The following is a 19,326-nucleotide window of genomic DNA, read 5'->3' as shown; positions in this document are numbered from 1 at the left end:
CAGCCCGTGATGCGAGACTAGTTCGGGCCTTCGTCCGACCTCTCCTCTTCATCCAGCATGGCGGAAACCGCGTCGAAGGGACCGGTCTCTCCCAGCGAAAGCGACTCCAGGAAGTCGAGTTCGTCCGCGAACTCGCCGCCGGCCCCGGCCGCGTCGGACGGCGGCTCCCCTTCGTCCGCCACCGCTTCGGGGTCAACGGCCGGCTCGGGGTCAACTTCCGACGCGCTGTCGGCTTCAGCCGCGGCGTGGACTTCAGGTTCGGCGTGGACTTCAGGTTCGGCGTGGACTTCAGGTTCGGCGTGGACTTCAGGTTCGGCTTCGATCACGGGTTCGGTGTCGATCGCGGGTTCGGCGTCGGGGACGGTGGTGCGTTCGATGACGCCGGACAACATGGCGATCATCTCTTTCTCTCTCTCGATACGCATGCCGAGATCCGCCAGCTCCCGTTCGATCGGCGCCCGTCGCGCCTTCAGCTCGGCTTCGCTGAACTCCCCGATGTCGTGCCGCAGTTCGATTTCCTCGAGGTCCGACGCGTGTGCCCCCATCTCCGCGCGCAGCGACTCCTGCAAGGCTTCCCGCTCGGAGACGATCTCGACGAGAAGCGGGCGTTGCGCGGCGAGCCGGGTGTCCGCCGACCGAAGCCGGACCTGGTAGTCCCGGCGGATCCGCTCCACGACCTCCGGCCGCGCTTCCAGGGCGCGATCCGTCAAACGATCGATCCACCGGAGGATCTCCTCCGACGCCTCCGCCAGCCGACGAACTTCCTGCGGGATTGCGGAATCCGGGTCCGTCATGCCTTCTTCCACCTCCTCGGGGCTCACCGCCGCTCGTACCGGGTCTCACCGCCTACGATGGTGCGTCGCACCTGACCCTTCACCTCCCAGCCCTCGAAGGGCGTATTGCGACTTCGCGAGCGGAAGCCGGCCGATTCGACGGTCCACCTGTCGTGCGGATCGAACACGACGATGTCCGCGGGGCTGCCGGGGCGCAACGTACCGCCGTCGATCCCCATCGTACGCGCGGGCGCCGTCGACATGCGATCGACGAGGTGCGGGAGCGTAAGGTCCCCCGGCGTCACGAGTTCGCCGATGCAGAGCGCCAGCGCGGTCTCGAGCCCGACGATGCCGAAGGGTGCTTCATCGAACTCCCGTTCCTTCTCCTCGTAGTGGTGCGGCGCATGATCCGTCGCAATGCACTCGATGACGCCGTCGATGACCCCCTGGCGAACGGCGAGGCGGTCGGCTTCCGAGCGGAGGGGTGGGTTCATCTTGGCCTCGGTCCGATACCCGCGCACCGCTTCCTCGGTGAGGGTCAGGTGGTGAGGCGTGGCCTCCCCGCTGACGCGAACCCCGCGCTCGCGCGCGCACCGGATGAGGTCGACGGCCTCGCGGGTCGAGACGTGCTGGATATGCACGTGCCCGCCGGTGAGTTCGGCGAGATAGATGTCCCGCGCGACCACGGTCGCCTCCGACGCGTTGGGAATCCCGCGCAAACCGAGGGAGGTGGCCACGGCCCCTTCATTCATCACGCCGCCGGCCGAGAGCGCCATGTCCTCCGCGTGCTGGAGTACGGGGATGTCGAACGACTGGCTGTACTCCAGCAGCCTCCGCATGAGCGCCGGGTCATGGATCGGGTGCCCGTCGTCGGTGACGGCGACGGCACCGGCCTCCACGAGGCCGCCGATCTCCGTCATCTGCACGCCCGCGAGACCCCGCGATGCGGCACCCACCGGGCTGACCCGCGCGCCGCCCTCTCCCTTCCGCGCCCAGCGCCGCGCCTCCTCGCGCACGAAGCCGACGGCGGCGGGGTCGTCCAGCGGCGGATCGGTATTCGGCATCGCCCACACCGTGGTGAAGCCGCCGGCCGCCGCCGACCGGGCTCCGGAGCGGATCGTCTCCTTGTGTTCGGCCCCCGGCTCTCTCAGGTGGACGTGCACATCGATCAGCCCGGGGGCGACGACGAGCCCTTCCGCCGAGACCCGCGGAACCCCGTCCGGCCCGGCGATCCCCCGCGCCACGGCCGCGATCCGCCCGTCCTCCACGAGCACATCGAGCACATCGTCCGTCCCCGCGGACGGGTCGATCACCCGTCCCCCGGCGAGAAGGAGCGAGCGGCTCACGCGCCACCCACCTTGGCGGATTCCGCCAGTTCCGGGCGACCGCCGGCGAGCAGGTAGAGGACGGCCATGCGCACCGCTACGCCGTTCGTGACCTGCGGGAGGATGACCGAACGCGGGCCGTCCGCCACGTCGGAGTCGATCTCGACCCCCCGGTTCATGGGCCCGGGGTGGAGCACGACCATCTCGTCCGGGGCGCGCGCCAGCCGCTCGGAACTGACCCCGAACACCCGATTGTACTCCCGCAGCGAGGGGACGTAGCCCCCCTCCATCCGCTCCAGCTGGAGTCGCAGCACGTACAGCACGTCGCACCACTCGATCGCTTCCTCGATCGCGTGCAGCCGACGGACCCCGAGTTCCTCGATGCCGGCGGGGATCAGCGTACGCGGCCCGCACACGGCCACCTCGGCGCCGCACTTCACGAGACCCCAGATATTCGACCGCGCGACGCGGGAATGCCGGATGTCGCCGACGATGCAGACGCGCCGCCCGGCAATCGCGCCGAACCGGTCCCGGATCGTGAGCAGGTCGAGCAGGGCCTGGGTCGGATGCTCGTGCTGCCCGTCGCCGGCATTGATGACGTTCGAGGGGATGCGGTCGGCGAGGAACCTGGCGGCCCCCGACGAACCGTGCCGAACGACGACCATGTGGATCCGCATCGCCTCGAGGTTGCGCGCCGTGTCGACGAGCGTTTCGCCCTTCTGCACGGACGAGCCGGTCGCCGAGATGTTGACGGTGTCGGCCGAGAGCCGCTTCTCGGCGAACTCGAAGCTGATGCGGGTCCGCGTCGACGGCTCGAGAAAGAGGTTGACGATCGTCTGCCCGCGGAGGACGGGCACCTTCTTGATCTTCCGCTCGCTGATCTCCTTGAACGGCTCCGCGGTGTCGAGGATCGCCTCGATCTGGGCGCCGCTCAGCGACTCGAGGCCGACGAGGTCCTTCCCGAGGCCGAGGTCCCTGCCCCCGGTCGTCATGCTTCCTCCTCCGGGGCGGAGCCGTTCACGTCGACCACATCGACGCCCCAGGCCCCGTCCGTGTCCGCCACGCGCACCGCGACATCCTGGCCGGGACCGAGATCGATCACCCGTCCGACGTAGTCGGGCTGGATCGGCAGCTGGCGCCCGCCCCGGTCCACGAGGACGCAGAGCTGGATGCAGCGGGCCCGCCCGAAGTCCGACAGTTCGTTGAGCGCCGCCCGGATCGTCCTCCCGGTGTGGAGCACATCATCGACGACCACGACGTGCGCGTCCTGGATGGACTCGGGAATCTCGGTCGTCCCCACGACCGGAAGCGCGCCGACCTGCCCGAAGTCGTCCCGGTAGAGCGTGATGTCGAGCGAACCGATCGGGACCGGCCCGCGCGAGGGTTCGAGGTGACGACCGATCTCCGCCGCGATGGCATCCCCGCGACGGCGGATGCCGACGAGGATGAGGCGGGCGGCGGGCTCGATGGCCCGCTCGAGCTGCGCGGAGAGCTCCGCCAGCAGGGTCCTGGCAGCGGCCTCGTCGAGGACGTTTCGCGTCAGTTTGGTCTCGGCTTCGGTCGATCCGGTACGGCGGCGCGGCGCTTGGCAGCCCGTGGCAAGAGCCCCGCTGCATTCGAGCGGCGATCCATCGCGCGTGAACGCTTCCCGCTCTCGGTGCGACGCGGGATTTTGCCACGGGCTGCCGGTCGGCCTCGATCGGGCGGCAGTATAGCCCTCCCGGGACGCCTCGGGTAGGTTCGGGCATGCGAATCCGATCCGACGTTCCGCGTCGCGCGGGGTTGGGGCTCGCGGCCCTGGGCCTCGCGGCGCTGGGGCTATCGCCGCGCGCGGCGCTCGCGCAGGAAGGCCCCGCTCTCACCGTGGACGGCCCCGCCGTCGTCCTCACCAACGTGCCGTTCTCGCTGACGCTTCGTACCGAGGACGGAGAGAACGCCCGCTATCGCGTCCGCTCGGCCGACGGGCGCGAACTCGCGGCCGGAAACCTGCCGATCCGGGCGGAGACGAACGTGGACGGACTCCGCGTCGCGGGCGGAGGACTGCCCCTCACCGTGGAGATCGAGGCGGATCAGGGCTCGGCCAGGGAAACGGTCGACCCGCCGCGGTTCCCGGGCTGGATCAGCCTCCTGCCGCCGCTCATCGCCATCGCCCTCGCACTCATCTTCCGCCACGTCGTGGTGTCGCTCTTCTTCGGCGTATGGCTCGGCGGCTTCTTCATCGCCGGGCTCAACCCCCTGGCCGGACTGTGGCGGTCCATCGACACCTTCATCGTTCCGTCGCTGGCCGACGCCGACAACGCCTCCATCCTGATCTTTTCTGCGCTCCTGAGCGCCATGGTGGGCGTCATCTCCCGCTCCGGAGGGACACGCGGGATCGTCGAGGCCGTCCGCCCGCTGGCCACCACGCCGCGCCGCGCGCAGTTGGCCACCTTCTTCGCGGGCATCGGCATCTTCTTCGACGATTACGCGAACACGCTCATCGTCGGAAACACCTTCCGCCCCATCACGGACAAGCTGAAGGTGTCGCGGGAGAAGCTGGCCTACCTCGTGGATTCCACCGCGGCGCCGGTGGTGACGATCGTCTTCGTCTCGACCTGGGTCGGGTTCGAGATCTCGCTCATCCGCGACGGACTGCGCATCGCCGCCGAGCAGACGGCCGACCCCGCGCTGGCCGGCGCCCTCGCCGCGGCGAGTCCGTTCACGGTCTTCCTGAGCAGCATCCCGTTCCTCTTCTATCCCATCCTCGCCCTGGTCATGGTCGCCCTGGTCATCGTGACCCAGCGGGACCTCGGCCCCATGCACGCGGCGGAGACGCGGGCGCGGACCGGAGGCGGCGTCTTCCGTCCCGGGTCGCAGCTGATGGTCAACACGGAGGAGACCGGCCTCGACGCGCCGGAGGGAGTACCCCTGCGCTGGTACAATGCCGCCATCCCCGTCGTCACGGTCGTCCTCGTCGTCCTCCTCGGGCTGTACTTCGATGGCCGGAGCGGGGCGGGGGCGGGCGCCTCGATCTGGGACACGTTCGGGGCGGCGGACCCGTTCAAGGCGATCCTGTGGGGCTCGCTCTCCGGCTGCATCGTCGCGATCGGGCTGGCCACGTCGCAGAAGATCCTCTCGCTGAGCGAGGCGCTGGAGGGCTGGCTCTCCGGGATCCGCGCCATGACGATGGGCTTCGTGATCCTGACCCTGGCCTGGTCGCTCGGCGAAGTGACGAACCAACTCGCCACGGCGCAGTACCTCACGCAGGTGCTCGAGGGCAGCCTCGCCCCGGAGTTGGTGCCGGTCCTCACCTTCGCGACGGCGGCGGTCGTCAGCTTCTGCACCGGCACGTCGTGGGCCACGATGAGCATCCTGCTCCCGCTGGTCGTACCGCTCATCGTAGCGCTCGGCGGGGCGAGCGGCTTCGAGACGGGGGCGGGGAGCGGGCTGCTCGTGAGTTCGATCAGTTCGGTCCTCGCCGGGTCGATCTTCGGCGACCACTGCTCGCCCATCTCGGACACGACGGTGCTGAGTTCGATGGCGTCCGCGTGCGACCACATGGACCATGTGCGTACGCAGCTTCCGTACGCCCTCATCGTGGCCGTCGCGGCGATGCTCTTCGGGCACGTCGGCACGTCGTACGGGCTGCCGCCCTGGGTCGCCTACGTCCTCGGGATCGGGGGCCTGCTTGCCGTCATGCGCTTCGTCGGGAGGCCCGTCCCCGCCCGCGCCTGACCCGCTACCCGCCCGGTCGCCGGGCTTTACCGGCGCGCGCGAAAGAAATCCCGCAGGAGGCGCGCCGACTCCCCCGCGAGGACGCCGGTGACGAGTTCGACCCTGTGGTTGAGCCGCGGATGCTGCACGAGGTTGTCGAGCGATCCGCACATCCCCGCCTTCGGGTCGGAAGCCCCGAACACCAGGGTCCCCACGCGAGCCAGTACGGCCGCGCCGGCACACATCGCGCACGGTTCCAGGGTGGCGTAGAGGGTGTAGCCCTCGAGGCGCCAGTCGCCGAGCTTCGCGGCCGCGGCGCGGAGCGCGAGGACCTCCGCGTGGGCCGTGGGGTCGGCAAGCTCCCGCGTCCGGTTGTGCGTCTCGGCCGCGATCCGGCCCTCCGGGTCGACGAGGAGGGCGGCCACGGGCACCTCCCCGCGCGCGCCGCCCCGGGCCGCCAGCTCGAGCGCCCGTCGCATGCGCGCCTCGTGGTCGGCGGGGCCGGAAGGCGGCGTGTCGGTCACGCGGTCACCGCCTCCGCCTCGAGGAAGCGGACGGCCGCCTCGAGCCGGGCCCGGACGCGCTCGCGCCCCATCGCCCCGAGTACCTTGAAGATCCCGGGACTCACCGCCTGTCCCATGAGCGCGACGCGGAGGGGGTTGATGACGCGCCCGGCCCCCACACCGAGCCGGGCCGCCACCCCCCGGACCTCGGCCTCCAGCGTCTCGACGTCGCCGAAGGCGGCTTCCTCCGCCAGCCGCGCCGCCAGCTGTCGCAGGTGTTCGGCGGTCTCCGCGGGACGCTTCCAGAAACGGCGCACCGCGTCCGGCTCGTAGCGGACCGAGGCCGCGAAGAAGGGAGACACCTGCCGCGCCAGCGCGGGGAGCGTGCGCGGACGCCCCTTCACGAGGTCGATGATCGCCGCGAGGCGGTCGGCCGACGCTTCGAGTTCCGGGTGCGTCTCGGCCAGACGCAACCCCGCTTCCCGGGCCTCCGCGCGCAGGATCCCGATCACGGGGTGGGCCAGAACGGCCGGCGGCGACGCGGCGATGTGCCGCCCGTTCAGCCACCCGAGCTTGTCGAGATCGAACACGGCGCTCTTTCGGAGCACGCGCTCGATCGAAAAGGCCTCGACGAGACCGCCCACATCGAACCGCTCGCGGTCGTCCCCTGGAGACCAGCCCAGGAGCGCGAGGAAGTTCACCATCCCTGCGGGCAGGTAGCCCTCGTCGCGGTAGGCCAGGACGGACACGGCCCCGTGGCGCTTCGAGAGTCGCCGGCCGTCGGGTCCGAGGATCAGTGGCACGTGCCCGAAGGCGGGGAGCGGCGCCCCGAGCGCTCGATAGAGGAGAATCTGCTTCGGCGTATTCGAGATATGATCATTCCCGCGAACGACATGCGAGATCATGGCATGGGCGTCATCGGAGACGACGGCAAGGTTGTAGACAGGTGTGCCGTCGGAGCGGAGGACGATGAAGTCGTCGATCGAGCCGGCCGGGAACGACATGGGTCCGTGGATCATGTCCTCCCAGCCGATCGCCTCCCCCGGCACCCGGACCCGCAGCGCAAACGGCTCGCCCGCCTCGGCCCGCGCGCCCGAGGTGGCGGCGTCCAGGCGACCGCAGCGGGCGTCGTACCCGTACCCGGAGCCGGCCTGTTTCGCCTCCTCGCGGCGGCGCGCCAGTTCGTCCGCCGTACAGAAGCAGCGGTAGGCGGCGCCCTGCTCCAGGAGGCGGTACGCGTCCTCCCGGTGACGATCGATCCCGTCGGCCTGGAACACCGGGCCCTCGTTCAGGTCCAGCCCCAGCCACGCGAGGCCGTCGAGGATCGCCTGCGTGTGCTCCGGGCGCGACCGCGCACGGTCCGTGTCCTCCACGCGCAGGAGGAAGACGCCCCTTTCCCCGCGCGCGAAGAGCCAGTTGAACAGCGCGGTGCGCGCCCCACCGACGTGTAGAAACCCCGTGGGGCTGGGGGCGAACCTCACCCGTACGGTCATCTATGCTCCCTTTGTGCTCCCTTTAGGCTCCATCTTCAATCAGGCGGCGGACGCCGCGAGACGTTCCATCTTGGGAGGACCTTCGATAGGATGCCACGCATGAGTCCCGGTTCGGCTTTCGTCCTCCCCGGCCTGCGCACCCCGTTCACGAAGATGGATCGTGAACTGGCGCGCTACGACGGCCTCGCCCTGTCCGCGCCGGTCATCCAGCAAACGGTCGCGGGCGACCGCGGACCGGGCCGGGATGCCGCGGCGGGGATCGACCTCGTCCTGTGGGGCGCCGTCATCCCCTCCCTCACCGTGAGTAACTGGGGCCGGGAGGTCTGGTTCGATTCGGGGTTGGACCCCGCCGTGCCGGCGCAGGGCATCGTCCAGGCGTGCGCGACTTCGCTCGCCGCCGCCACCCACGCGGCCGGACAGGTCGGGGCCGGGAGAGCGGACCTCGTGCTCTGCGGCGGCGTCGAGTCGATGAGCCACACTCGGATCGGACTCTCGCAGGGGCTCAGCAGGAAGATCCGGCGGGCCGGGCGCGCCGGCAGCTTCCCCCGCATGGTCCGGACGCTCGGCGGCATCCGCCCGCGCGACCTCCGCATTTCGGTGCCCGCCGTGGCGGAGCGCACCACGGGGAAGACGATGGGTGAGCACGCCGAGGAGATGGCGCGGGAATGGGGGATCCCGCGGGAGGCGCAGGACCGCTTCGCGTTCGCGAGCCACGAGGGGGCCACCCGGAACGGCGGGGAGTTCTTCCGATCCCTCCTCGTGACCCCCGGCACCTTCCCGGTGGACGGCGACACGCTGCCCCGCCCCGGCACCTCGCCGGAGAAGCTCGCCGGCCTTCGCCCCGCGTTCTCCCGTTCGGCGGGGACGCTCACGGCCGGCAACTCGTCGCCGCTCACCGACGGGGCGGCGGCGTGCTGGGTCGCCTCGGAAGCGGGTCTGTCGGCGCTTCCGGATTCCCTGCCCCGGGCCCGGCTGGTCGACTGGCGGCAGGCGGCGATCGACCCGGAGCGGGAAGGGCTCCTCATCGCACCCGCGATCGCGATCGCGCAGTTGCTGCACCGCCACGGGCTGTCGCTGGACGACATCGGGCTGTGGGAGATCCACGAGGCGTTCGCCGCGCAGGTCCTGTGCACGGTGGCCGCGCTCGAGAGTCCGGAATGGCTCGCGGCGCGCTCGCCGGCGAAGGACGGTCTCGGCGCGTTCCCTCGGGAACGCATCAACCCGAACGGGGGCAGCGTCGCTCTCGGTCATCCCTTCGGCGCCACCGGGGCGCGCATCCTCTCCCAGACGGTGGTCGAACTCGCGGACCGGCCGGCCGGGACGCGGGCCATCGTCAGCGTCTGCGCCGCCGGGGGTCTCGGCCACGTGGCGCTGCTGGAGTCCTGCTAGCAGCGCCGCAGTTCGAAGGTCAGGCCCAGGAGCGCGGTGAAGAGGACGAGCGCGTTCGCTTGATGGAGCACCGCGAGGGGGATGGGGACGAAGAGGAGGAGCGTGGCGACCCCGAGCACCGCCTGCATCCATACGGCCGCGAAGCCCGCGTGCGCCCACTTCAGGGCCGCCCCTGGTGCATGCCGCGCGCAGCCCCACCACAGGGCGGTCACGACCGCGAGGAGAAGGTAGGCCAGGACGCGGTGATCGAACTGCACCGTGGTCCGGTTCTCGAACGGGTTGAGCCACCAGGGGCTGGCCGCGAAGAGGTCGGGCGGGATCCAGTCGGACCCCATCCTGGGAAATGTGTTGTGGACGAGCCCGGCGTCGAGCCCCGCCACGAAGCCGCCCGAGAGCATGGTGAGCGCTGCGAGGCCGAGGACGACGGCGGACCCGATCCCGAGCCTCCTTCCCGATCCCGAGTCGAACTCCGCGGCCCCGGCGCGGGGCCGCAGGAGCGTGAGCGCGGTCCACAGCGTGATCGCATAGACGAGGACGGCGAGCGCGAGGTGCGCGGTGAGGCGGTAGGGACTCACGCGGGGGACGTCGACGAGCCCGCTCTGCACCATCCACCAGCCGAGTAGCCCCTGCGCCCCCCCGAGCGCGAAGATGAGCAGGAGCCTCGGGATCAGCGGACGCGGGATGATCCGGCGAATCAGGAACACCGCGAAGGGCACGATGAAGACGAGCCCGATGACGCGTCCCAGCAGCCGGTGCGCGTATTCGAACCGGAAGATGCGCTTGAATTCCGCCAGCGACATCCCCCGGTTCACGAGCCGGTATTCGGGCGAGGCCTGGTAGGCCGCGAACTCCCGCTCCCAGGCTTCCACGGTGAAGGGCGGAACGGCTCCGCCGACCGGCTCCCAGTCGACCATCGAGAGGCCCGATCCGGTGAGGCGCGTCACACCCCCCAGGATCAGCGTCGACGCCACGAGGACGCATCCGACGAGAAGCCAGGCCGCGACGAGGCGCGCGTCGCGCGGCGATCCGATGTGGATGTGGGGCGGTGTGTTCAAGGTCTCCGCGGCGCGTTGCGCCGGCTTCGTGGCCCGTGCGAACTTCCGGCTCCTGCCGGGAACACCGGGGCGCGGAAGATAGACGGGGGCGGTGGAGAGGCCAAGCGCGATGTCGGACTCCGGAGCACGCATTTCGCTGTTCGCGCTGAAGCGGCTCGCCCCGAGGCTGCGGGCTCATCGGCCCGCCCTCGCCGGGGCCGCGATCTGTCTCCTCCTGAGCACCGCGATCGGCCTCGTCTTCCCTCTCGTCGTACGCTACCTGATGGATGCCGCGTTCGGCGACGGGGATGCGGCGCTCCTAGGCGCGATCGCGCTGGGCCTGCTGGGACTCTTCGCGCTCCAGGGCCTGTTCAACTTCGGGGAGACGTACTGGCTGGGGGCGACCGGCGAGCGCGTCGTGACCCGGTTGCGTGACGAACTGTTCTCGAAACTGGTCGGGCTTTCTCCCGGGTTCCACGCCCGCCGGCCGAGCGGTGAACTCACCTCCAGGCTGGCTTCCGACTGTTCGACGCTCCAGCAGATCATGGGGCACCAGATCGCCGAACTCGTGCGGCAGATCCTCTTCCTGGTCGGCGCGCTGGTGCTGCTCACGCTCCTCCACTGGCAACTCATGCTGACGACGCTGGCGGTGGCCCCCATCGTCGTGCTCGCCGGTTTCGCGCTGGGGCGGCTGCTCCGGCGGCGGAGCACCGAGGTGCAGGACCGTCTCGCCGCGGCGCACGCGGTCGCGGACGAAGCCTTCGGCCAGATCGAGATCGTGCAGAGCTTCGTCCGGGAGAGGTGGGAGCGCGCGCGGTACCGCGCCGGAATCGACGCCGCGCTCGAGGCGGCGCTCTCGCGGGCCGTCGTGCGCGCCGTGCTGTTCGGGGTCCTCACGGTCGCCGCGTTCGGCGGCATCGTGATCGTCCTCTGGCAGGGAGGGCGGCTCGTGCTCGCGGACCAGATCACGGCCGGGCAGCTCGTGTCGTTCCTCCTCTACGCCTTCTCCGTGGCGGCGGCGATCATGGCGCTGGCCTCGCTCTGGGGCTCGTACCAGGAGGCGCAGGGCGCCGCGCGCCGCGTGTTCGACCTGCTCGATCGAGAGAGCACGATCGTCGAACCGGCCGACCCCAGGTCACTCGCGGGCCACGGACCGCCGGAGATCGCCTTCGAAGACGTGTGGTTCCGGTACGGAGAGGAGGAACCCTGGGCCCTGGAGGAGATCGGCGCGACGATCGCTCCGGGCGAAGTCCTCGCTCTGGTGGGCCCGAGCGGCGCCGGGAAGACGACCTTCGCCTCACTCATCCCCCGCTTCTGGGATGTCACGCGAGGGGGGGTGCGGGTGCGTGGTGTGGACGTGCGCGAGTGCGGCCTCGCGGAGCTCCGGTCACGGATCGGCGTCGTCCCGCAGGACCACCCTCTCTTCGCCGGGACGATCGCGGAGAACATCGCCTACGGCCGGCCGGGCGCGCACCACGCGGCGATCGAGGTCGCGGCCGCGGGGGCGCACGCGCGCGAGTTCATCGAGCGCCTGCCGGACGGCTACGAGACGATGGTCGGCGAGCGCGGCGTGCGGCTCTCGGGCGGCCAGCGGCAGCGGATCGCGATCGCACGCGTCCTCCTAAAGGAACCCGCGATTCTCATCCTCGACGAGGCGACGAGCGGTCTGGACGCGGAGAGCGAGGCGCTGGTGGAGGAGGCGCTGCAGGCCGCTTCGGAGGGGCGTACGACGGTCATCATCGCGCACCGGCTGCGCACCGTGCGGCGCGCCGACCGGCTCCTGGTCCTGGATCGCGGACGGCTGGTGGACCTCGGCCCGCACGACGACCTCATCGACCGTTGCGAACTGTACGCCCGCCTGTACGAGGGCCAGCAGCTCGCGTAGTCGGCCGTCCGGCCCTGCGGAGGGGTCAGGCTCAGGGGAGGAGGGCGTCGATCTCCTCGCCAAGCGACTCGACGGTCTGGGGACCGAGAAGCGCCTTCCGGATCCACCCTTCGGGGTCCACGATCAGGGTGGTGGGGAAACCCACTGCCTCGAACGTGGCGACGGCGTCGTCCATCCCGAGCATCCAGTTGGGGTAGTCCGCGCCGAAGCCGGCGAGGAAATCGCGGATCTCCTCCGGGTCGCCGGACTCGACGGCGAGTCCGAGGACGATGACGGGCCGGTCGGCGTAGGACCGGGCCAGCTCGACGAGTTCCGGCAGCTCATCGCGGCACGGGAGGCACCAGGTGCCCCACAGGTTCGCGATGACCACGTTGCCCCTCAGGTCGTGGAGGCTCGCCTCGCCGCCCTCCAGGGTGCGGAAGGTCGCGTCGGGCGCGCGTTTCGCCCCCGAGGGCACCTCGGCCGGGGCCGCGTCCGGCGCTTCGTCGCCCGCCCCGCACCCGAGTCCGATCAGCGCGACGAGGGCGACGGCGCCCCGCCCGGTCATCATCCCGTCAACCCCCGTCGCCCGCGTCCGGCGTGAGGACGACGCCCGGCAGCGCCCAGGTCAGCTCGCCGTCGTCGACCACGAAGGTGCCGTTCACGATCACGTAGTCGACGCCCGAGGCGTACTGGTGCGGCTCGAAGAACGTTGCGTTGTCCTGAAGCTCATCGAGGTCGAGGACCGCGATGTCCGCCACGAGCCCCTGCCGGATCAGGCCCCGGTCGCGGAGCCCGAGAACCTGCGCTGGAAGCGTGGTCATGGAGCGGACCGCACTCTCCACCGAAAGGACGCGCAGGTCCATCGCGTAGCGCTTGATCTTGCGCGGAAACGTCCCGTAGAAGCGCGCGTGGACCGGGCCATCCCCCGGGAGCGCGATCCCGGCGTCGGAGGCCGTCACCAGCCATGGATGGGCGGAGAGCTCCTCGACGTCGATCTCCGACAGCGAGAACCCTCGTACACGGGCCCCGCCCGGCCGCGCGCGGTCGCCTTCCAGCTGCAGCCGGATCGCCACCTCGACCGGGAACGCGTCCCACTCGGCCGCCAGTTCCGCCACCGTCTTTCCGACCAGACTCTCCTCGGGATGGTCCATGATGACGAGGTTCTCCGGCCCGCCGCGGCGGCCGATCTCGTGCGCGATGTCGAGCCGGACCTGTTCGCCCCGCTCGGGATCCCCGAGCGCCTCGCGCAGCGCCTCGGCGTAGTCGACCTCGGCGCCCGGCCCGCCCGCGAGGCTCCCGCCGGGCCCGCGGTTCGGGAAGATCCAGCGGGGGAGGAGGACCGTATTCCCGTCGCTGCCGGTCGTGTTGTACGGGTACTGGTCGGCCCAGATCGGAACCCCGCGCGCCCGGGCCCGTTCGATCAGGTCCACGAGGGCCCGCCCCGCGCCCCAGAAGTCCGCGCCTCGCGCCTTGATGTGGGTCGCCACCGTCGTCACGCCCGTGCGCTCGGCGACCTCGATGTCTTCGAGCACCGTCGTGATCATCGTCGGCGGCCCCGGATCGTCCTGGCTCGGCCAGAACCACATCGGCGTCATGCCGGAACTGCGCTCGTGCACGATGTACACGCCGCCTCCCCGCCCCGCCGCCTCGACGAGCGGGAAGAGTTCGGAGGTCTCGCTCCAGATCCCCGGAACGTACTCGAGTCCCGCGCTGAGGCCGTACGCGCCCTCGGCCATCCCCTGCTCGACCATCTCCGTCATGCGCTCGACCTCGGCGGGGGTCGAGGGCCGCATGAAGTCGTCGCCGAGCGCCATGCCGCGGATCGTGTTGTGGCCGACCATGAGCGCCGCGTTCGGCCCATGACCGCGGGACTCCAGACGCGCGCGCTGATCCGCGATCGGCCACGGAGACCGGCCGTCCTGGTTGACCACAACCGTGGTGACGCCCTGGCTCACCAGGTTGGGGGCCGCGCGGCGGCGCGCGCCTTCGCTTCCGTCATCTCCCTCCGCGTCGAGGTCGTCGTCCGCGTGCGAGTGGATGTCGACGAATCCGGGGACGACGTGCCGCCCGTCGAGTTCGATCACGCGCGCGCCGGTCGCGTTCGAGAGATCCCCGACCGCAGCGATCCGGCCGCCCCGGATCCCGACATCCGCGCGGAACCACGGGTTCCCCGTGCCGTCCAGCACCCGCCCCCCGCGCAGGACGACGTCGAAGCTCTGGTTCTGCGCCCCCTCCTGCGCGGAAAGAGGCGGTGAGCTGACGATTCCGAGGGTGACGGCACACAGCAGCGTGCGCGCGGCGCGGCGGTTCATGATCGCTCCACTGTGATGGACCCGGGCTCTCGCACCGCCAAGCTACGCCCGCGCACGCACGGGTCCAACCCGCCGGTTTGCGCCTCGGGGGTGGCCGCCGTAGATCGGCGAGCGATGAACGATCTCCTTCTCCGCGCGCTGTCGCGCGAACCCGTCGAACGGACTCCCGTGTGGTTCATGCGGCAGGCCGGCCGTTCTCTCCCCGCGTACCGCGAGCTGCGGCGGGAGCGCGGTTTCCTCGAACTCGTCCGCGATCCGGAGGCGGCGGCGCACGTCACGCGGCTGCCGCTGGCTTACTTCGACGTGGACGCGCTGGTCCTGTTCATGGATCTGTCGACGCCGTTCGAGGCGGCCGGGGTCGAGGTGGAACTCCGCCCCGGCGTGGGACCCGTCCCCCTGCCTCCGTGGGGGGGGCTCGAGGACGTGGACCGGCTGCGCCCCTTCGACCCGCGGGAGCGTCTCGGTTTCGTGCTCGAGGCGATCCGCCTGCTCGCGGCCGACGCGGAGCGGCCCGTGATCGGATTCGTCGGGGCCCCCTTCACCCTCTGCTCGTACCTGGCCCGCGGGCCGCGCGACAGCCGACTCGCGCAACTGCGGGGCTTCATCCTCCGCTGCCCGGGGTTGTGGGACCGGTTGGCCGGTTTCTGGGCCGAACACCTCGCCGAGTTCGCCATCGCGCAGCACGAAGCGGGCGCCGGCGCAATCCAGGTGTTCGACTCGTGGTGCGGCGTGCTCGATCCCGACAGCTATCGAGCCCATGTGCTTCCCCATTCCCGGCGCCTCCTCGAACGACTTGCCGAGCGCGGGATTCCGACCGTGCACTACGGCGCCGCGCACCCGGCCTTCGCGGAAGCCGGCGGAGACGCGATCGGGGTCGACTGGCGCCTGCCCCTGGACGAAGCGTGGGAGCGGATCGGCACGGAACGCGCGATCCAGGGGAACCTCGACCCGGCCCGCATCCTGGCCGGCGAGGAAGCGGCCCGGGCCGGAACGCGCGACGTCCTGCGCCGCGCCGGGGGACGGCCGGGGCACATCTTCAACCTCGGGCACGGCCTGCACCCCGATTCCGACCCCCGCGTGATCGCTGCCGTGGTCGATGAAGTGCACCGCTGGAGCACGCCGGGCTGAGGCCGAGAGAGCGTCCGGGGACGTTCCCGCGGGAACGCGGCCCTACCGTTTCGCGGCGAGTCGCAGGGCGACGGCCTCGGCTTCGGCGATACGACTCGAGATGCCCAGGCGCCCGGTGTAGCCGGCCGCGAGCGTGATCCCGCGGGGGAGTTCGAGACCGTCGAGCGCCCGCCACGAGGCATCGTACGCCGGCAGGCGCGGGCGCGCCGTGCAGATCGGGGCCGCCGCCGCCCCGTGAATCGCCTCGTACTCGGCAGCGGCCGTCGAGGCGAGACGAGCGGAGTCCCAGCCGGCGACCTCGGGATCGAGACCACCCCCGAGGTAGGCGGTGCAAACACCCTCACGCCCGAACAGCGACGCGTTCCACGTCACGCCGCGCATGCGCCAGCTTTCGCCGAACGCGACCTGGAAGCCGAACCCCTCCCCCGCCCCCTCGACTTCGAGCGGGCACACGACGATCGGGTTGTACCGTAGCCGGGAGAGCCGGTCGGCGGCCTCCGGCGACACGGTCCGCAGGAGGCGGGCCGCGTCGGGCGCCGGCGTCGTGATGATGACCTCGTCGACGACCTCGGCGTCGGGACGCGCGCCGCCGTGGCCGATCTCGAACCCCCGTCCGGAGCGCCGAAGTAGCTCGACGGGGGCCGAAAGCCGCACCCGCTCCCGGTGCCGGGCCGCGATCGCCGATGGCAGCGTCGACATGCCGGCGCGGAAGGTGCACGCGGCGCGCGACGCCTCGGGCTGCCAGCGGCGGGCCGCCGCGAGCAGGCTGCGCCTCACGCCGAGCGGCCCGAGGAGCATCGGCAGGACGCGGCCCGCCGGCATGGCCTCCGGATCCGACCCGAAGGTGGCGGAGATGAGCGGCCCGAACAGCCGCCGGTAGGCTTCGCCCCCGCCCTTGCGGCGGAAGTAGCGGGCCACCGACTCGCCCGGATCGAGCCCGCCGGTGAACGGTTCGAGCGCCACCCGCGCGCGCCCCGCCGGTGACAGCAGGTCCCCCGCCAGGAGTCCCAAGGGGCGGGTCGGCACGACGCGCAGCCGCCCGCGTGCCCAGATGAAGAGCCGCGCTCCGGGTTTCGCCTCGACGATCTCCGAACCGAGTTCGAGGTCCTCCACGAGTCGCCGCACGGGCGCCACGAGCCGCGTCCGCTGCGGGCCGAGTTCGACCACGCGGCCGCGGTGGCGCGCGGTCCGGATCACGCCACCGACTTCCCCGGACTTCTCGAGCAGGATCGAGTCGATGCCCAGTCTCGCGAGCGCGTGCGTGAGCGCCAGCCCGGTGATCCCTCCGCCGATGATTCCGACTCGCATGCCCTCCCCCTTCAGACCGCCGACCGGAGGCGGCAAGCTCCCGAGCGGTTGCGAGACGGGCAAGCCGGGGACGCGGCCGATATGTTCCCTTCCCGCGCCCCGCCCCCCCGTAACCGGCGGGGTCGTCACGGACCCCGAGATGACGACAGATGCCGAGCCCCGCCCCCCGACCCGCCGTCCTGCTCCTGAACTTCGGTGAACCGGGCACGCCGGACTCCGGCGCCGTCACCCGTTTCCTCGAGCGGATCTTCCTCGCCAACGCGCGACTGGAACCGGAGGTCGACGCGGCGGCCGCACGCGAACGAAGCCGCGAACTCGCGCGGCGGCGAACCCCGGGCCTGCTCGAAGCCTACGAGCGGATCGGGGGCTCGCCGCTCGACCGGCAGGCGGCCGCCCAGGCGGACGCGCTGCAGCGGGCCCTCGAGGCTCGTGGTCGCCCGATGGACAGCGCGGTGGGGATGCAGTTCACCGACCCCTCGATCGAGGAGGCGCTGGCCGGGCTGCGGGGGCGTGGTGCCGCCTCGATCGTGGCCGTGCCGGTTTACCCCCTCTGCGGCCCGTCCACCTCGGTCGCGGCTCTGGCCGAAGTCGACGGGGCGCTCGACCGACTCGGCTGGCGTCCCGAGGTGCGGCGCGTCACGGGCTGGCATCGGCACCCCGGCTACGTCGGGCTACGCGCGGAAGCGATCCGCCGAACCGCGGCCGACGCGGGCTGGAGCCTGAACGACCCGGCCCTGCGCCTCGTCTTCAGCGCGCACGGAACGCCGCTTCGCTACGTCGAGGAGGGCTCTCGCTACGTGGACTATGTCGAGGAGTGGTGCGAGACCCTGGCCCGCGCACTCGGGGTCGCGGCGTGGACGCTCGGCTACCAGAACCACTCGAACCGGGGGATCGCCTGGACCCAGCCCGGGATCGAGGCCGCGATGGAGAGCCTCTCGGGCGTGTCGAAGGTAGTCGTCGACCCCATCAGCTTCATGCACGAGCAGTCGGAAACGCTCATGGAGCTGGACGTGGAGCTGGCGGCGGAAGCCGCGGAACTCGGCCTCGAGTTCGAGCGCGTGGGGGTACCGCACGACGACAAGGCGTTCGCCGAGGTGCTGGCGGATCTGACGCTGGCGGCGCTGGGGGTCGAGGTTCCGGGTCTTCCCCGCCGCACCTCGTGCCACTGCCGGCCCGGGGCCGATCTGTGCTTCAACGGCGCGCCAGCCGACGGACCTCCTCGTGCCGGAAGCACGGCGTGACGTGGTCGTTCACGATGCCGGCCCCCTGCATGTACGCGTAGCAGATCGTGGGCCCCACGAAGCGAAACCCTCGCTGGCGTAGCGCCTTCGACATGAATTCAGACTCCCGCGTGGACGCCGGCACTTCCCTCGGCTCCCGCCAGCGGTTGCGGAGCGTCCGTCCCCCCGTGAAGGACCAGACGAAGGCGTCGAACGTCCCGAACTCCTCCTGAATCTCGAGGAAGCGCGCCGCGTTCGTCACCGTCGCCTCGATCTTCGCCCGGTTGCGAACAATGGATGCATCACCTCGAAGACGCTTTATATCATCTTCCGTAAACAACGATACAACAGAAGGAGCAAAGTTTTTGAACGCCTGACGAAAAGTTTCCCGCTTGTGGAGGATGACCGCCCACGAAAGACCGGCCTGGAACGTGTCGAGGACGAGGAACTCGAAGTGAATGCGATCATCCGACACCGGAACGCCCCACTCGGTGTCGTGATACGCCACCATGCGCGCCTCGCGACCCGCCCACGTACAGCGGGAGAGGCCGTCGCCTGTCGGGCTCAGCTCCGGGGGGGCGCGGTGAGGTGTTCGATCACGCGGCCGCCGACGCTCGCGACCTGTCCGCGGATCACGCAGGCGAGCATGTCGGCGGCCTCGCGCAGCAGCGACGCCGGCTCCCGACGGTCCCCCTCGAAGCGGACGACCTCGCCGAGGAAGATGCCGACGAGTTGCGTGGACGAGGAGTCGTCGCCGTCCGACCCGGACGCCGCGTCGTACCCGGACCCCGGTACGCTCGCTTTCCAGGGCTCGTCCGGTTCACGCCCCCCGCGTGTGGCCCGCTCCATGGGGACGAGCGCGAGCAGGCTGCCTTCCAGCCCCGGCCCGCCCTTCCGGACATTGAGGGCGAGCGCCACCGGCTTGTCGAAGAGGTCCATGCGAAGGAAATCCCGAGCGCTCCCGGCGGGGATCGCGCAGCGGCCGATGGCCCGCTTCTCGTGGAAGGATCCGATGCACACGGCGCCGTTCGGCGTCAGATCGTGTTCGACCGGGTGGACGTCGAGCTCGACGGGGGAGGCGGTGCCGACGAGGACGTGTTCCCGGCGGCGCTCGTCCTCCGCCGACGGCGGCAGCATATCTCCGAAAAACAATGTCATCCCACCGCCCTCCGATCCCGCGTCGTACGCCCCTGTCCAACCGATACGCTCGACCTGCCCCCCGAGTTCCGCAACGTCGCCGGCCAGGGATGCGTACGATACTCCGGTCCACGCTCGCAACCT

General features: G+C 71.1%; 18 protein-coding genes. 6 read left to right on the top strand and 12 right to left on the bottom strand.

What is annotated here, in order from left to right:
• Positions 1 to 17: 17 nt before the first annotated feature.
• Genes ACOQPP_RS03245 through pyrR form a run of 4 tightly spaced genes read right to left on the bottom strand, consistent with a single transcriptional unit; the run spans position 18 to position 3,599 of the window.
• Positions 18 to 794 carry a hypothetical protein gene (locus tag ACOQPP_RS03245; RefSeq protein WP_420635866.1) on the bottom strand — a complete coding sequence of 259 codons (777 nt, stop codon included), beginning with the start codon at positions 792 to 794 and terminating at the stop codon, positions 18 to 20.
• 23 nt (positions 795 to 817) lie between these two features.
• On the bottom strand, positions 818 to 2,119 hold the full coding sequence (locus tag ACOQPP_RS03240; protein ID WP_419165742.1) for a dihydroorotase: 1,302 nt from the start codon (positions 2,117 to 2,119) through the stop codon (positions 818 to 820).
• Positions 2,116 to 3,090 carry an aspartate carbamoyltransferase catalytic subunit gene (locus ACOQPP_RS03235; protein ID WP_419165741.1) on the bottom strand — a complete coding sequence of 325 codons (975 nt, stop codon included), beginning with the start codon at positions 3,088 to 3,090 and terminating at the stop codon, positions 2,116 to 2,118. The genes ACOQPP_RS03240 and ACOQPP_RS03235 overlap by 4 nt, the downstream gene beginning before the upstream one ends.
• Positions 3,087 to 3,599: a bifunctional pyr operon transcriptional regulator/uracil phosphoribosyltransferase PyrR gene (pyrR, locus tag ACOQPP_RS03230; RefSeq protein WP_419165820.1), complete on the bottom strand. Its 513-nt coding sequence runs from the start codon at positions 3,597 to 3,599 to the stop codon at positions 3,087 to 3,089. Before pyrR ends, ACOQPP_RS03235 begins: the two co-directional genes overlap by 4 nt.
• On the opposite strand from pyrR, the gene ACOQPP_RS03225 reads away from it, so the two are divergent.
• The gene (locus tag ACOQPP_RS03225; RefSeq protein ID WP_419165740.1) at positions 3,489 to 3,836 is read left to right on the top strand and encodes a hypothetical protein; all 348 of its coding nucleotides are present in this window, start codon (positions 3,489 to 3,491) and stop codon (positions 3,834 to 3,836) included. The genes pyrR and ACOQPP_RS03225 overlap by 111 nt on opposite strands.
• Before the next feature lie 8 nt (positions 3,837 to 3,844).
• The gene (locus ACOQPP_RS03220; RefSeq protein WP_419165739.1) at positions 3,845 to 5,812 is read left to right on the top strand and encodes a Na+/H+ antiporter NhaC family protein; all 1,968 of its coding nucleotides are present in this window, start codon (positions 3,845 to 3,847) and stop codon (positions 5,810 to 5,812) included.
• A gap of 26 nt (positions 5,813 to 5,838) precedes the next feature.
• Here the strand turns inward: ACOQPP_RS03220 and tadA are convergent, their stop codons facing one another.
• Entirely contained in the window at positions 5,839 to 6,315 is a 477-nt protein-coding gene (tadA, locus tag ACOQPP_RS03215; protein WP_419165738.1) for a tRNA adenosine(34) deaminase TadA, read from the bottom strand.
• Positions 6,312 to 7,787, bottom strand: a complete 1,476-nt coding sequence (gltX, locus tag ACOQPP_RS03210) for a glutamate--tRNA ligase (RefSeq protein ID WP_420635865.1) — start codon at positions 7,785 to 7,787, stop codon at positions 6,312 to 6,314. Before gltX ends, tadA begins: the two co-directional genes overlap by 4 nt.
• Before the next feature lie 99 nt (positions 7,788 to 7,886).
• Here gltX and ACOQPP_RS03205 point away from each other — a divergent pair, with 99 nt between their 5' ends.
• Positions 7,887 to 9,176 carry an acetyl-CoA C-acyltransferase gene (locus tag ACOQPP_RS03205; RefSeq protein ID WP_419165736.1) on the top strand — a complete coding sequence of 430 codons (1,290 nt, stop codon included), beginning with the start codon at positions 7,887 to 7,889 and terminating at the stop codon, positions 9,174 to 9,176.
• Here ACOQPP_RS03205 and ACOQPP_RS03200 read toward each other — a convergent pair.
• Complete coding sequence (locus ACOQPP_RS03200) at positions 9,173 to 10,231, bottom strand: COX15/CtaA family protein (RefSeq protein WP_419165735.1); 1,059 nt, start codon at positions 10,229 to 10,231, stop codon at positions 9,173 to 9,175. The two genes, ACOQPP_RS03205 and ACOQPP_RS03200, sit on opposite strands and share 4 nt — an antisense overlap.
• Before the next feature lie 109 nt (positions 10,232 to 10,340).
• On the opposite strand from ACOQPP_RS03200, the gene ACOQPP_RS03195 reads away from it, so the two are divergent.
• A complete protein-coding gene (locus tag ACOQPP_RS03195; RefSeq protein WP_419165734.1) occupies positions 10,341 to 12,095 on the top strand; it encodes an ABC transporter ATP-binding protein in 1,755 nt (584 codons plus the stop codon).
• 31 nt (positions 12,096 to 12,126) lie between these two features.
• Here ACOQPP_RS03195 and ACOQPP_RS03190 read toward each other — a convergent pair whose 3' ends face one another.
• Positions 12,127 to 12,645 (bottom strand): TlpA family protein disulfide reductase, encoded by a 519-nt coding sequence (locus ACOQPP_RS03190; protein WP_420635864.1) that lies wholly within the window; start codon positions 12,643 to 12,645, stop codon positions 12,127 to 12,129.
• 4 nt (positions 12,646 to 12,649) lie between these two features.
• On the bottom strand, positions 12,650 to 14,389 hold the full coding sequence (locus ACOQPP_RS03185) for an N-acyl-D-amino-acid deacylase family protein (protein WP_419165732.1): 1,740 nt from the start codon (positions 14,387 to 14,389) through the stop codon (positions 12,650 to 12,652).
• Positions 14,390 to 14,503: 114 nt separating this feature from the next.
• Between ACOQPP_RS03185 and hemE the strand changes: the two genes are divergently transcribed.
• Positions 14,504 to 15,517, top strand: a complete 1,014-nt coding sequence (gene hemE / locus ACOQPP_RS03180; RefSeq protein WP_419165731.1) for a uroporphyrinogen decarboxylase — start codon at positions 14,504 to 14,506, stop codon at positions 15,515 to 15,517.
• Between the two features lie 42 nt (positions 15,518 to 15,559).
• On the opposite strand, the gene hemG is transcribed toward hemE, so the two are convergent.
• The gene (hemG, locus tag ACOQPP_RS03175) at positions 15,560 to 16,825 is read right to left on the bottom strand and encodes a protoporphyrinogen oxidase (protein WP_419165730.1); all 1,266 of its coding nucleotides are present in this window, start codon (positions 16,823 to 16,825) and stop codon (positions 15,560 to 15,562) included.
• Between the two features lie 149 nt (positions 16,826 to 16,974).
• Between hemG and hemH the strand changes: the two genes are divergently transcribed.
• Positions 16,975 to 18,066, top strand: a complete 1,092-nt coding sequence (gene hemH, locus ACOQPP_RS03170) for a ferrochelatase (RefSeq protein ID WP_419165729.1) — start codon at positions 16,975 to 16,977, stop codon at positions 18,064 to 18,066.
• Here the strand turns inward: hemH and ACOQPP_RS03165 are convergent.
• The gene (locus tag ACOQPP_RS03165) at positions 18,017 to 18,556 is read right to left on the bottom strand and encodes a DNA-3-methyladenine glycosylase I (protein ID WP_419165728.1); all 540 of its coding nucleotides are present in this window, start codon (positions 18,554 to 18,556) and stop codon (positions 18,017 to 18,019) included. The two genes, hemH and ACOQPP_RS03165, sit on opposite strands and share 50 nt — an antisense overlap.
• 53 nt (positions 18,557 to 18,609) lie before the next feature.
• Positions 18,610 to 19,203: a hypothetical protein gene (locus tag ACOQPP_RS03160; RefSeq protein ID WP_420635863.1), complete on the bottom strand. Its 594-nt coding sequence runs from the start codon at positions 19,201 to 19,203 to the stop codon at positions 18,610 to 18,612.
• Between the last annotated feature and the right edge of the window lie 123 nt (positions 19,204 to 19,326).

This window comes from Candidatus Palauibacter sp., from assembly GCF_965222475.1.
GTDB lineage: Bacteria > Gemmatimonadota > Gemmatimonadetes > Palauibacterales > Palauibacteraceae > Palauibacter.
This window is presented reverse-complemented; position numbering and strand designations above follow the sequence as displayed.

What these genes read in the sequence shown, in the direction of transcription:
- ACOQPP_RS03245 (WP_420635866.1), bottom strand. Translation starts at nt 794, where the DNA reads ATGACGGACCCGGATTCCGCAATCCCGCAGGAAGTTCGTCGGCTGGCG.
- ACOQPP_RS03235 (WP_419165741.1), bottom strand. Translation starts at nt 3,090, where the DNA reads ATGACGACCGGGGGCAGGGACCTCGGCCTCGGGAAGGACCTCGTCGGC.
- ACOQPP_RS03220 (WP_419165739.1), top strand. Translation starts at nt 3,845, where the DNA reads ATGCGAATCCGATCCGACGTTCCGCGTCGCGCGGGGTTGGGGCTCGCG.
- gltX (WP_420635865.1), bottom strand. Translation starts at nt 7,787, where the DNA reads ATGACCGTACGGGTGAGGTTCGCCCCCAGCCCCACGGGGTTTCTACAC.
- ACOQPP_RS03205 (WP_419165736.1), top strand. Translation starts at nt 7,887, where the DNA reads ATGAGTCCCGGTTCGGCTTTCGTCCTCCCCGGCCTGCGCACCCCGTTC.
- ACOQPP_RS03195 (WP_419165734.1), top strand. Translation starts at nt 10,341, where the DNA reads ATGTCGGACTCCGGAGCACGCATTTCGCTGTTCGCGCTGAAGCGGCTC.
- ACOQPP_RS03190 (WP_420635864.1), bottom strand. Translation starts at nt 12,645, where the DNA reads ATGATGACCGGGCGGGGCGCCGTCGCCCTCGTCGCGCTGATCGGACTC.
- ACOQPP_RS03185 (WP_419165732.1), bottom strand. Translation starts at nt 14,389, where the DNA reads ATGAACCGCCGCGCCGCGCGCACGCTGCTGTGTGCCGTCACCCTCGGA.
- hemE (WP_419165731.1), top strand. Translation starts at nt 14,504, where the DNA reads ATGAACGATCTCCTTCTCCGCGCGCTGTCGCGCGAACCCGTCGAACGG.
- hemG (WP_419165730.1), bottom strand. Translation starts at nt 16,825, where the DNA reads ATGCGAGTCGGAATCATCGGCGGAGGGATCACCGGGCTGGCGCTCACG.
- hemH (WP_419165729.1), top strand. Translation starts at nt 16,975, where the DNA reads ATGCCGAGCCCCGCCCCCCGACCCGCCGTCCTGCTCCTGAACTTCGGT.
- ACOQPP_RS03165 (WP_419165728.1), bottom strand. Translation starts at nt 18,556, where the DNA reads ATGGTGGCGTATCACGACACCGAGTGGGGCGTTCCGGTGTCGGATGAT.
- ACOQPP_RS03160 (WP_420635863.1), bottom strand. Translation starts at nt 19,203, where the DNA reads ATGACATTGTTTTTCGGAGATATGCTGCCGCCGTCGGCGGAGGACGAG.